General features: G+C 65.2%; 11 protein-coding genes and 1 tRNA gene. 11 read left to right on the forward strand and 1 reads right to left on the reverse strand.

The annotated features are described in order from the left end of the window. Nucleotides 1-93 precede the first annotated feature (93 nt). Nucleotides 94-1449 (reverse strand): mechanosensitive ion channel family protein, encoded by a 1356-nt coding sequence (locus tag GLR48_RS04335; RefSeq protein WP_237059021.1) that lies wholly within the window; start codon nt 1447-1449, stop codon nt 94-96. Between the two features lie 328 nt (nt 1450-1777). Between GLR48_RS04335 and leuC the strand changes: the two genes are divergently transcribed. The 11 genes from leuC to GLR48_RS04390 all read left to right on the forward strand — a co-directional run bounded on the left by leuC (nt 1778) and on the right by GLR48_RS04390 (nt 11990). Beyond that, complete coding sequence (leuC, locus tag GLR48_RS04340) at nt 1778-3181, forward strand: 3-isopropylmalate dehydratase large subunit (RefSeq protein ID WP_237059023.1); 1404 nt, start codon at nt 1778-1780, stop codon at nt 3179-3181. Continuing rightward, on the forward strand, nt 3181-3786 hold the full coding sequence (gene leuD / locus GLR48_RS04345; RefSeq protein ID WP_237059025.1) for a 3-isopropylmalate dehydratase small subunit: 606 nt from the start codon (nt 3181-3183) through the stop codon (nt 3784-3786). The genes leuC and leuD overlap by 1 nt, the downstream gene beginning before the upstream one ends. A gap of 292 nt (nt 3787-4078) precedes the next feature. Next, nucleotides 4079-4924 carry a hypothetical protein gene (locus tag GLR48_RS04350; RefSeq protein WP_237059027.1) on the forward strand — a complete coding sequence of 282 codons (846 nt, stop codon included), beginning with the start codon at nt 4079-4081 and terminating at the stop codon, nt 4922-4924. Nucleotides 4925-5007: 83 nt separating this feature from the next. Next, nucleotides 5008-5943 carry an endonuclease/exonuclease/phosphatase family protein gene (locus tag GLR48_RS04355; RefSeq protein WP_237059037.1) on the forward strand — a complete coding sequence of 312 codons (936 nt, stop codon included), beginning with the start codon at nt 5008-5010 and terminating at the stop codon, nt 5941-5943. 69 nt (nt 5944-6012) lie between these two features. Continuing rightward, nucleotides 6013-7119 (forward strand): 3-isopropylmalate dehydrogenase, encoded by a 1107-nt coding sequence (leuB, locus tag GLR48_RS04360; protein WP_237059039.1) that lies wholly within the window; start codon nt 6013-6015, stop codon nt 7117-7119. A gap of 117 nt (nt 7120-7236) precedes the next feature. Further along, a complete protein-coding gene (locus GLR48_RS04365) occupies nt 7237-8295 on the forward strand; it encodes a DMT family transporter (protein WP_237059041.1) in 1059 nt (352 codons plus the stop codon). A gap of 42 nt (nt 8296-8337) precedes the next feature. Continuing rightward, nucleotides 8338-8414 (forward strand) — tRNA-Pro (locus GLR48_RS04370). Nucleotides 8415-8616: 202 nt separating this feature from the next. Continuing rightward, nucleotides 8617-9966, forward strand: a complete 1350-nt coding sequence (locus tag GLR48_RS04375; RefSeq protein WP_237059043.1) for a phospholipase D-like domain-containing protein — start codon at nt 8617-8619, stop codon at nt 9964-9966. After that, nucleotides 9963-10673 (forward strand): endonuclease/exonuclease/phosphatase family protein, encoded by a 711-nt coding sequence (locus GLR48_RS04380; RefSeq protein WP_237059049.1) that lies wholly within the window; start codon nt 9963-9965, stop codon nt 10671-10673. Before GLR48_RS04375 ends, GLR48_RS04380 begins: the two co-directional genes overlap by 4 nt. Before the next feature lie 63 nt (nt 10674-10736). After that, nucleotides 10737-11348, forward strand: a complete 612-nt coding sequence (locus tag GLR48_RS04385; RefSeq protein ID WP_237064361.1) for a ribonuclease D — start codon at nt 10737-10739, stop codon at nt 11346-11348. Between the two features lie 24 nt (nt 11349-11372). Beyond that, on the forward strand, nt 11373-11990 hold the full coding sequence (locus GLR48_RS04390; RefSeq protein ID WP_237059051.1) for a hypothetical protein: 618 nt from the start codon (nt 11373-11375) through the stop codon (nt 11988-11990). Nucleotide 11991: the final 1 nt, after the last annotated feature.

Below are 11991 nucleotides of genomic sequence, written 5' to 3' on the forward strand. Positions count from 1 at the left end.
AACATTACACAAATGTATAGTTAACCGCGCCGCACGACGGAGCAACGCGTGATTGACGCCGCGTCATCACGTTGTCGTCAGAACGCGCCAGGCCTACTTCAGCGGCCGGGTCTGCAAGGTGGACTCCGGCAGGACCTTGACCTCTCGCTGCGGGAACGGGATCGAGATGCCGTGTTCCGCAAAGGCATCCCAGAGCGCCAGATAGACGTTGCCGCGGATGTTCGTCAGGCCGCCGGTGGGGTCCGAAATCCAGAAGCGCAGGATGTAGTCGACGGAACTGTCGCCGAAGCCCACGATATGGCAGACGGCGGGCCGTTGTTGCAGAACGCGCGGCACGGCCATCGCGGCCTCGATCGCGATCTTGCGGACCGTGTGCGGGTTGTCGGCGTAGGCGGTGCCGAAGTAGATGTCGAGGCGCACGAAATCGTTGGAATGGGACCAGTTGACCACCTGACCGGTGATCAGATCCTCGTTCGGGATCAGGTATTCCTTGCCGTCACGGGTCGTGATGCTGACGTAGCGCGCGCCCAGCGAGTTGATCCAGCCGAAGGTATCGCCAAGGCTGATGACGTCGCCGGGCTTGATCGACTTGTCCAGCAGCAGGATCACGCCCGACACGAGGTTCGACACCACCTTTTGCAGACCGAAGCCAAGGCCGACGCCGATCGCGCCCGACAGCACCGCAAGGCCGGTCAGGTCGATGCCGATCGCCTTGAGCCCGATGAAGACCGCAAGGCCATAGAACAGCAGTTGCATGACCTTGACGGCCAGCACCTGCATGGACGGGCTGATATCCTCGTTCCCGGTGATCCGGTTGCGCACGGTCCGCGACAGGAACCGCGCGCCGACCCACAGCACGCCAAGGATCAGGATCGCCTGCACCACCAGCAGCGCCGAGATCCGCATGGTGCCGATGGAAAAGGCGATGTTGTCCAGCAGACGCTCGAACGCGTCGGTCAGGCCGAGGATACGCAGGGTGACCCAAATCCACGCCCCGTAGCGCACGGTCTTGCGCAGCAGGGGGTTGGCGATCAGCCGCGTGGTCAGCGCCACGATCAGCCAGGCAGTCGCAAGGTTCGCGATGATCGCAAGCTGATAGGTGCGGCTGTTCCATGTCACCTCTCGCATCGCGGCGATCACCAGCCAGATCAGCAGGACGAAGATGATACTGCGCAGCCGCTTGTGCAGCACGACCAGCCAGCGGATGCGCCACATCGGCCAGCCTTCGCGGGCGCGCATCCACGCGTGCAGGCGGGGGGCCAGCCCCATGCGCAGCACATGCGCCACAGCAAAGATCGCCAGCGCGATCAGCACCTGATACCCGACCCAGGGCCGCCAGAGCGTGCCGAGGACGTTGTCCGCCTGTGCCAGAAGGCTGTGCCACACACCGACGAGTGTGCCGAGCGGCGCGTCGGGCGTCGTGTCCAGCAGGTCTTCGTGCAATGCCATTCGGATTTATCCCCCGCGTCCCTGTCCGTTGTAGGATGCAATGCCCGCCAGCGGCAAGAAACCCCCGCGTGTGCGGCATGATCGCTGACCTGCTTTGCGCAAAGCGCGGCGGTGGTGGGCCTGACCGTTGCGACTCCGCTTGCGGGACAGGGCCTGTGGGTATATCTGACTGGCCATGAAACCGGTATTCGACATGGACGATCGCGCACGGCTGCCTTGGCGGTTCTTTGGCGCGACGCGTACGATCCTCGCCCATCTATGATGCGCGCGGGCGCAGCTGCGCCCTGTTTCCGCCTGCCCCACACACATTATTCATGGGAGAGGACCTATGTCCCCCAAGACGCTTTACGATAAAATCTGGGATGCCCACGTCGCCGACGAGGCCGAGGACGGCACCTGCCTTTTGTATATCGACCGTCATCTGGTCCACGAAGTGACCAGCCCGCAGGCCTTTGAAGGTCTGCGCATGGCCGGTCGCACGGTCCATGCGCCGGACAAGACCATCGCCGTGCCGGACCACAACGTGCCGACGACGCTGGACCGCGCCAATGCCGCGACGATGACCGAGGACAGCCGTATCCAGGTCGAGGCGCTGGATACCAACGCCAAGGAATTCGGCATCCACTATTACCCCGTGTCCGACGTCCGTCAGGGCATCGTCCACATCGTCGGCCCCGAACAGGGCTGGACCCTGCCCGGCATGACCGTCGTGTGCGGCGACTCGCATACCGCAACGCACGGTGCCTTCGGCGCGCTAGCCCACGGCATCGGCACGAGCGAGGTCGAGCATGTCCTTGCCACCCAGACGCTGATCCAGCGCAAGGGCAAGAACATGAAGGTCGAGATCACCGGCAAGCTGAAGCCCGGTGTGACCGCCAAGGACATCACCATGTCCGTCATCGGCAAGACCGGCACTGCCGGCGGCACCGGCTATGTCATCGAATATTGTGGCGAAGCGATCCGCGACCTGTCGATGGAAGGCCGCATGACCGTCTGCAACATGGCGATCGAAGGCGGCGCCCGCGCCGGTCTGATCGCGCCTGACCAGAAGACCTTCGACTACTGCAAGGGCCGTCCCCACGCACCGAAAGGCGCCCAGTGGGAAGCGGCGATGAACTGGTGGAAGACGCTTTATTCCGACGACGACGCCCATTGGGACAAGGTCGTGACGCTGAAGGGCGAGGATATCGCACCCTCCGTCACCTGGGGCACCTCGCCAGAGGACGTGCTGCCGATCACCGCGACCGTGCCTGCGGCCAGCGATTTCACCGGCGGCAAGGTGGATGCGGCACAGCGTTCGCTGGACTACATGGGCCTGTCGGCAGGAATGAAACTGTCGGACATCAAGATCGACACGGTCTTCATCGGGTCCTGCACCAATGGCCGGATCGAGGATTTGCGCGCCGCGGCAGCGATCCTGAAGGGCAAGAAGATCACCGTGACGCGCGCGATGGTCGTGCCCGGTTCGGGCCTTGTGCGCGCACAGGCCGAGGAGGAAGGTCTGGCGCAAATCTTCATCGACGCCGGTTTCGAATGGCGCATGGCGGGCTGTTCCATGTGTCTGGCGATGAACCCCGACCAGCTGGCCCCCGGCGAACGCTGTGCGGCCACCAGCAACCGCAACTTCGAAGGTCGTCAGGGCCGCGGCGGTCGCACGCACCTGATGTCCCCCGCGATGGCAGCCGCCGCCGCGATCACAGGCCACCTCACTGACGTTCGGGAGATGATGTAATGGACACCTTCGACAAGCTGAGCGGCATTGCCGCCCCCCTGCCCCTGATCAACATCGACACCGACATGATCATCCCCAAGCAGTTCCTGAAGACCATCAAGCGGTCGGGATTGGGCGTGAACCTGTTCGACGAGATGCGCTATGACGACGACCGGAATGAAATCCCGTCTTTCGTCCTGAACAAGCCGCAGTATCGCGAGGCCGAAATTCTGGTCGCCGGCGACAACTTCGGCTGCGGATCGAGCCGCGAACATGCGCCCTGGGCGATCAAGGATTTCGGCATCCGCTGTGTGATCGCGCCCAGCTATGCCGACATCTTCTACAACAACTGCTTCAAGAACGGCATCCTGCCCGTCGTGTTGCCGCAAGAGCAGGTTGACGTGCTGATGAAGGACGCGGAGAAGGGATCCAACGCGCGGATCGAGATCGACCTTGAGGCGCAGACGATCACGTCGTCCGATGGCGAGGTCTTCCACTTCGAGGTCGATGCCTTCAAGAAGCATTGCCTGATGAACGGGCTAGACGACATCGGCTTGACCATGGAAAAGGTCGGCGCGATCAAGACGTTCGAGGAGCAGGCCGCCACAGCACGGCCCTGGGTCTGACACCCCGCCTGACCAAAAGGTGAATGGCGTGTATGGGGTCGGCGCAAGCTGGCCCCATCATCTTGTGGGCAGCACAACGCTGCCGCAGTGTCGCCACAAAACGGTTGCAACCGCGCACCACCTGCGTCGCAAAACGGCCTGTTATATTTCGCTAATGTTAACCCGACGTTGCAAGTCGCATCTGAATCGGGGCAAATTCGTGGCAACAAAGTGGCAGTTCGCGACACAATCGCGGCAGGATGACGGGAAAAAGCGAGGGCAAAGTACCCTTGCTGACCGGGCAGAGGCAATTATGACGATCAGTTCGACCCTCCCCGGAGCGGTATTGCGTGCAATGTGGGTGGTTGCGCTTGTTGCCTTACCCTCGATCCTGTTGCCGGACCAGAGCAAGGACGGTGCGCAGATTGTGGCGCTGGTCGCGATCTTTGCCGCCGCCTTCACCCTTGTCGAATACAGCGTCGCCAGCCCCAGCTTTATCGAGTTCCGCAGCGCGCCGCCCTTCAACCGGCTGCGGTTCGTTGCCCTCTTTACCACCGTGCTGGCGCTGTCGCTGATCATGCGGGGCAACGAGGCGCCTTCGACACTGACGCAGGTGCTGCAACTGACGGGCGAACGGATCGGCGAATCGTTGGATTTCGCGTTCTCTCCGGTGCGGCTGATCATGCTGATGATGCCAGCGGATACCAGTCCCGCGACACTGCACATGATCCGGATCTCGGCGGGGCTGGCTTATCTGGTGTCGCTCTTGTCGATCGCCATCTTCGGTCTGCTGCTGCGGTTCCATCACTGGCCCCGGCGCAGCGGCGCGTTCAATGTCTGGGTCAATATGCCGATGTTCGATCCCACCGGCGGCGGCGATGTGGTCAAACGGCTGCACCGTGACAGCCAGTCGAACCTGATACTTGGCTTTCTGCTGCCCTTCGTGTTTCCTGCAATCGGAAAGCTGGTGTCGATCCTGGTCACGCCGATTACCGTGGACGACCCACAGACCCTGATCTGGATGGTAAGCGCATGGGCCTTTCTGCCGGCAAGCCTGTTGATGCGTGGCATCGCGCTCAGCCGTGTCGCCCAGCTGATCCACCGGCAGCGCAAGCGCGAATACGCACGGGCTGCGGCAGAGGGCTTGTTGCCGGTCTGATCCTTGCGGCCACTGCGGCCCCCGCGGAAGAGCTGCGTGTCGCGGCATTTGCCGCAGCGCTGGGGCGCGACGGACCGGGTCTGATGCTGCGCGATCTGGGGCGCGATGACGCGCAGATCGACGCGACCGTGGCGATCGTGGCGCAGGTGGACCCCGATATCCTGCTGCTGACCGACGTGGATTACGACCTTGACGGTGTGGCGCTGCAGGCGACGGCCGATCGCATGGGGTTTGCCCACAGCTTTGCACTATTGCCCAACTCCGGCATGGCGACCGGCCTTGATCTGGACGGCAATGGCCGCATCGGCGAGGCGCGCGATGCCCAAGGATGGGGCAAGTTCAGCGGCGACGGCGGCATGGGTCTGCTGTCGCACTGGCCGATTGATGCAGACGCGGTGCAGGACCTGTCGACCCTGCTGTGGCGCGACGTGCCGGGGGCAACCTTGCCGCAGGGTCCGCTGTGGTCTGACGCGGTCGCGGCGGTGCAGCGCCTGTCCACCACCGGGCACTGGATCGTGCCCGTGCTGGCGCCGGGCGGGCCGGTGGACATCATGGCCTTTTCCGCGACACCGCCGGTCTTTGACGGACCCGAGGATCGCAACGGGCTGCGCAACCGCGATGAATTGCGGCTGTGGACGCAGGTGCTGGAGGGTGCGTTCGGGGTTGCGCCGCAGGATTTCGTCGTGCTGGGCAACGCCAATCTGGACCCCGCGGACGGAGAGGGCCTGCACGACGCGATGCAGGCGTTTCTGGCCGATCCGCGCCTGACGGACCCCCGGCCTGCCAGTCCCGGTGGCAAAGCTGCCGCCGACCCGGACCAAAGCGGCGATCCCGCACTGGATACCGCCGACTGGCCGGACGGCGCACCCGGCAATCTGCGGGTCGACTATGCCCTGCCCGCCGCAACATGGACCGTGACCGGTGCCGGTGTCTTCTGGCCCGACCCCGCCGATCCCGATGCGGCGCTGGCGCAGACGGCGGGGCCGCACCGGCTGGTCTGGGTCGATCTGCGGCGCTGAGGCGGTGACTTGAAACGCGGCGGCCTTGGCGTTACGCGGTGTCAACCGCATCAGCCAAGGACACCTTGCATGTCGAACCCTACCCTCCTCATCCTCGCCGGTGACGGCATCGGCCCGGAAGTCATGAACGAGGTGAAGCGCATCATCACCTGGTACGGCGACAAGCGCGACATGCCCTTCGACGTGACCGAGGATCTGGTCGGCGGCTGCGCCTACGACAAGCACGGCACGCCTCTGGCGGACGCGACGATGGCCAAGGCGCAAGAGGTCGATGCCGTCCTGCTGGGCGCCGTGGGCGGGCCGAAGTACGACGATCTGGATTTCAGCGTGAAGCCGGAACGCGGCCTGCTGCGCCTGCGCAAGGAGATGGACCTGTTTTCCAACCTGCGCCCGGCGCAGTGCTTTGACGCGTTGGCGGATTTCTCGTCGCTGAAGCGCGAGATCGTCGCGGGTCTGGACATCATGATCGTGCGCGAACTGACATCCGGCGTCTATTTCGGCGAGCCGCGCGGCATCCATGTCGAGGGTAACGAGCGGGTCGGCGTGAACACCCAGCGTTACACGGAATCCGAGATCGCCCGCGTGGCGCGGTCGGCGTTCGAGCTGGCGCGCCGGCGCAGCAACAAGGTCTGCTCGATGGAGAAGGCCAACGTGATGGAATCCGGCGTGCTGTGGCGGCAGGTCGTGACCGAGATCCACGAGAAGGAATACAGCGACGTCCAGCTGTCCCACATGTATGCGGACAATGGTGCGATGCAGCTGGTGCGCAATCCCAAGCAGTTCGACGTGATCGTGACCGACAACCTGTTCGGTGACCTGCTGTCGGATGCTGCCGCGATGCTGACCGGTTCGCTGGGCATGCTGCCGTCCGCGTCCCTTGGCCTGCCGATGGCGAACGGGCGGCCCAAGGCGCTGTATGAACCGGTCCACGGATCGGCCCCCGACATCACCGGGCAGGGCAAGGCGAACCCCATCGCCTGCATCCTGTCGTTCGCGATGGCCCTGCGCTACAGTTTTGACGCGGGCGCCGAGGCGGATCGTCTGGAAGCGGCTGTTGAAAAGGTGCTCGCCGATGGCGCGCGCACGGCCGACCTGCTGGGCCCCGATGGCGGCACACCGATCAGCACGACCGAAATGGGCGATGCGATTCTGGCAGCGCTGGACGCAAGCCTGTAGGCAGACGCACAAATAACAGGCAGGGTGGCGGGCGACGCCGCCCTGTCCTGACGCGGTCTTGACCATTCCGGCGGCAGGGTCGACCAAGGGCCTGCTTTCAAACCGACGGACACCATCATGTCTTCTAACGCGCGCGGTGCCTTGCTGGCCCTGCTGGCCTTCGGCATTTTTGCCACCCACGACGTTCTGATCAAGGTGCTGGGCGGAAGCTATTCGCCCATCCAGATCGTGTTCTTTTCGGTGACGCTGGCCTTTCCATTGGCGACCGTATCGCTGATGCGGGACAATAATCCCGGCACCCTGCGGCCGCGCCATCCGTGGTGGATGCTGCTGCGCACCATTGCCGCCATCGTGACCGGGTTCTGCGCCTTCTACGCCTTTACCGTGCTGCCGCTGGCGCAGGTCTACGCGATCCTCTTTGCCTCGCCGCTGCTGATCACGATCCTTGCGGTTCCGATCCTTGGTGAAACCGTGCGCCTGCGGCGGGGGCTGGCGGTGCTGGTCGGTCTGGTCGGCGTGCTGGTCGTCCTGCGCCCCGGCAGCACCGTGCTGCAACTGGGGCATGGGGCGGCGCTGCTGTCGGCCATCGGCGGGTCGCTGGGGTCAATCATCGTGCGCAAGATCGGCGCGGACGAGCGGCCCGTCGTGCTGATGCTGTTCCCGATGCTGGGCAACTTCGTCGTCATGGGATCGGCGCTGGCCTTCGTCTATCAGCCGATGCCGATTGCCCATATCGGGATGCTGGCGGTGATTTCGGTCTTTGCCTTCATCGCGGGCCTGCTGGTCATCGCCGCCTACAAGGCGGGCGAGGCGGTCATCGTCGCACCGATGCAGTACAGCCAGATCCTGTGGGCCACCGCCTACGGCATGCTGTTCTTTGACGAGACGCCGGACGGTGCGACGGTGCTGGGCGCGGGGATCATCATCGCATCCGGCCTTTACATCGTCTTGCGGGAAAGCCGGTCGACGGACAGCGGAACACCCGTCCTGCGCACCCGCGGCCGGTTCGAGACGGGCACGTTCCTGCGCCCGCGCCCGCGCGAACTGGACGCAGCCGCACCCGAACCGCGCAAGGTGCCGGATACCGCACCCTCGGCCCGCGCCCGGCCCCATATGCGCGGCCTGCCGGGCCGCGTGCCACCGGTTGCGGAACCGCGCAGGACCGACAGCGATTAGACTTGTCAAACCCCGCTGGCGGGGTTACGACGCGGCCACGGTCGGGCTGTAGCGCAGCCTGGTAGCGCACCTGCTTCGGGAGCAGGGGGTCGGAGGTTCGAATCCTCTCAGCCCGACCAGAACATGCCAAGGCTCGCCCTGGCGAAATTTCAGACATGATACGAACGGCCCCGTATGGCGCTGCCTCTGGCAATCATGCGCTGTCGCGGGATCGGGCAAAACGGGCGGGACCCGTTTGCGACATGCGGCGTTAGGCCCCCACATGGACAAAACGTCGCAACCCGTGACACAGTCCCCCCACCACCGGAGACCGTGCCGCACATGAGCTGGCTGACGACCCACGCCGAAATCGTTCTGATCAGCTTTCTGGTGCTGGCGGCGGCGGCTTACCTGCTGCAGCAACGCCGGTCGCCGCAATCCACGGCGGCCTGGCTGCTGTTCCTGATCGTGGCCCCCTATTTTGCCATTCCGATCTTTGTCGGCCTGGGCGTGCGCAAACGCGCCTCTGGTCCCGGCGCGCTGACCCTGCGCGAGACGACCGACGGCGCACCGCTGAACGACATCGACGAAATCCTGCGGTCCTATCACCTGCCGGGGGCGCTGCCGGGACACGATTTCACGCTGCTCGACCGGCCAGAGACGGCAAAAGCCGCCCTGTTCGACATCGTGCGCGGCGCACAGACCCGGATCGACGCCTTGTTCTATATCGTGGCCAACGACGCCATTGGCCGTGATTTCGTCGCAGCGCTGACGGAACGGGCGCAGAACGGCGTCAAGGTCAGGCTGGTGATCGACCGTCTTGGCACGCTTTTCCCGCCGCGCCGCGCCTTGAAGCAACTGGAAGCCGCCGGCGGCGAAGTGCATTTCTTTTCACCCTTCGTGCAGCCGCCGATGCGGGGCCACCTGAACCTGCGCAACCATCGCAAGATCCTTGTGGTGGACAACGTCAAGGTCTTCGGCGGCGGCATGAACGTGGGCGAGGAATACCTTGGCACCGGTCGGGATGTCTGGGCGGACCTTGCCTTTACCCTGACCGGGCCGGCGGTCGGCAGCTTTGACGATGTCTTTGCGTCGGACTGGGACGGGACCGGCGGTGATCCGATCGCGGTCGCGCCCGTTCCGCCGCAGGGGGCTGGCAAGACGGTGGCGCAACTCGCCCCCTCCGGGCCCGATCTGCGGCACGACGGGCTGCACGACATGCTGGTGAACGCCATCCACCGGGCGAACCGCCGGGTCTGGATCGCCACGCCCTATTTCCTGCCCACCGACACGCTGGCCGAGGCGCTGTCCATCGCGGGGCGGCGCGGTGTGGATGTAAAGCTGATGATGCCGCGCAAGTCGAACCAGCGGATCGCGGATTTCGCCCGCGGGGCCTATATGCGCGAATTGCAGCGGGCCAAATGCAGCGTTCTGCTGTATCAACCGGGCATGCTGCATGCCAAGGCGGGAATCATCGACGATACGGCCTACGTGGGGTCGCTGAACTTTGACGTGCGCAGCATGCTGCTGAATTTCGAGGATGCGCTGATCCTGCACGATCGGGACAGCGTGGCCTGCCTTGCGGACTGGTTCAACGGCAAGACCGCCGACTGCGCGACGGGGATTCCGGACGCCCGCGCCCTGCGCCGCATCAGCGAGGGCCTGTTCCGCATCGGGGCGCCCATGCTGTGACGGGGGCCGGACTGCATATCGTCAGCTATAACATCCGCAAGGCGATCGGGACCGACCGCCGTCGCGATCCGCACCGTATCCTGAGTGTGCTGAAGGATGCGCAGGCGGATATCGTCATCCTGCAAGAGGCGGATCTGCGGCTGGGGCAGCGCCCCTCTGCCCTGCCGCGCGACCGGATCGGGGATACCGGCCTGTCGGCGGTCGAGGTCGCGACAAGCGCCGTCAGTCTGGGCTGGCATGGCAATGCGATCCTCGTGCGCCCCGACTGGCCGGTGCTGTCGGTGGACCGGATCATCCTGCCGGGGCTGGAGCCGCGCGGCGCCGTCACGGCGGTCGTCACCACGCCGATGGGGCCGCTGCGCGTGATCGGGGCGCATCTGGGTTTGCTGCGCCGGTCCCGGCAGGGCCAGCAGCACGCGCTGGTCGACTGGATGGCTGCGGGTGACGACATCCCGACGGTGGTCGCGGGCGATCTGAACGAATGGTCGGCGCGCCGGGGGCTGGGGCCGCTGTCGCAGGTCTTCGATCTGCATTCGCCGGGCCATTCCTTTCACGCGCGCTGGCGGCTGGCGCCGCTGGACCGGATCGGCCTGTCGCGTGATCTGTCGCTGGACCGGATCGACATGCTCGACACCGCCATGACCCGCGCCGCATCGGACCATCTGCCGATCCGCGCCACCGTCCGCCTGCGGCACGCCGCGCCGTAGGGGGTTGAGGGCATGACCCGCCCGGCCTATCTGACAGGGATGCAGACCAAGGTGCCGCGTCCCATGACCAACCATCTTTACCACGATGACCTGCCCGATGGGCTGGACCTGGGTTCCGTGGTCGCCATCGACTGCGAGACGCTGGGCCTGATCCCGCGCCGCGACCGGCTGTGCCTGATCCAGCTGTCCGGCGGCGACGGACACTGCCATCTGGTGCAGGTCGCCCCCGACCGTGCGCCCGCGCCCAACCTGTGCCGGATGCTGGCGGACCCTGCGGTGACCAAGCTGTTCCACTTCGGCCGCTTCGATATCGCGGCACTTTACAACGCCTACGGTGTACTGTGCACGCCGGTCTGGTGCACCAAGATCGCGTCCAAACTGGTCCGCACCTATACCGACCGCCACGGCCTGAAAGAGCTTTTGCGCGAGATGGTCGGTGTGGATATCAGCAAGCACCAGCAGCAAAGCGACTGGGGTGCAACTGATCTGACGGCGGCCCAACTGGACTATGCCGCGTCCGACGTGCTGCACCTGCACCGCCTGAAAGCCGTGCTGGAGGAACGTCTGGCCCGCGAGGGGCGCACCGATCTGGCGCAGGCCTGTTTCGATTTCCTGCCGACGCGCGCGCGCCTCGACCTTGCGGGCTGGGCCGAGCCTGACGTGTTCGCGCACTGATGCCGCGCGAGGGAATCTGAGGCCATGGCCGCCGCATCGAACTTTCATTCGCAACTGGTCGGCTGGCTGAAGATCCTGCTGCCGCTGGCGGCCCTGATGCTGCTGTCGACGCTGTTCCTGTTCGCCCGCGGCGACCGCGGCAGCCAGACGATTCCCTTTGCCGACATCGACGCCGCTGCCGCCGAACAACGGATCGCGGCCCCCCGGTTTTCCGGGCTAACGAACGCCGGCGATACCATCCAGATCACCGCGACCGCCGCCCGTCCGGACGCGCAGGGCGGCCCGCAGGTCAGCATCGACCGCCCCAGCCTGTCGCTGGATGCGACCGACGGCACCACGCTGCGGGTCACCGCCGGGAGTGGCGAGGTCGATACCACCAGCCGGGTCGCGCATCTGACGGGGCTTGCGCGCGTGGAAACCTCCTCTGGCTATACGATGGAAACTGCGGGGCTTGTCGCGGATATGACCAGCGGCACCGTCACCTCTGACGGCCCGTTGGAGGTGCATGCCCCCTTTGGCCAGTTGCAGGCCGGGCAGGTGACGTTTTCCGCCGGGCAGGATGGCGCCGGGCAGCAGATGAATTTCACCCAAGGCGTGAAACTGGTATATACCCCGTCAGCCGCCACACCGAAGGACAACTGAC

Source organism: Loktanella sp. M215, from assembly GCF_021735925.1.
In the GTDB taxonomy this organism is placed as follows: domain Bacteria; phylum Pseudomonadota; class Alphaproteobacteria; order Rhodobacterales; family Rhodobacteraceae; genus Loktanella.

Bases quoted from the DNA above. Each gene is read 5' to 3' on its own strand.
- GLR48_RS04335 (WP_237059021.1), bottom strand. From the start codon at position 1,449: ATGGCATTGCACGAAGACCTGCTGGACACGACGCCCGACGCGCCGCTC.
- leuC (WP_237059023.1), top strand. From the start codon at position 1,778: ATGTCCCCCAAGACGCTTTACGATAAAATCTGGGATGCCCACGTCGCC.
- leuD (WP_237059025.1), top strand. From the start codon at position 3,181: ATGGACACCTTCGACAAGCTGAGCGGCATTGCCGCCCCCCTGCCCCTG.
- GLR48_RS04350 (WP_237059027.1), top strand. From the start codon at position 4,079: ATGACGATCAGTTCGACCCTCCCCGGAGCGGTATTGCGTGCAATGTGG.
- GLR48_RS04355 (WP_237059037.1), top strand. From the start codon at position 5,008: ATGCTGCGCGATCTGGGGCGCGATGACGCGCAGATCGACGCGACCGTG.
- leuB (WP_237059039.1), top strand. From the start codon at position 6,013: ATGTCGAACCCTACCCTCCTCATCCTCGCCGGTGACGGCATCGGCCCG.
- GLR48_RS04365 (WP_237059041.1), top strand. From the start codon at position 7,237: ATGTCTTCTAACGCGCGCGGTGCCTTGCTGGCCCTGCTGGCCTTCGGC.
- GLR48_RS04375 (WP_237059043.1), top strand. From the start codon at position 8,617: ATGAGCTGGCTGACGACCCACGCCGAAATCGTTCTGATCAGCTTTCTG.
- GLR48_RS04385 (WP_237064361.1), top strand. From the start codon at position 10,737: ATGACCAACCATCTTTACCACGATGACCTGCCCGATGGGCTGGACCTG.
- GLR48_RS04390 (WP_237059051.1), top strand. From the start codon at position 11,373: ATGGCCGCCGCATCGAACTTTCATTCGCAACTGGTCGGCTGGCTGAAG.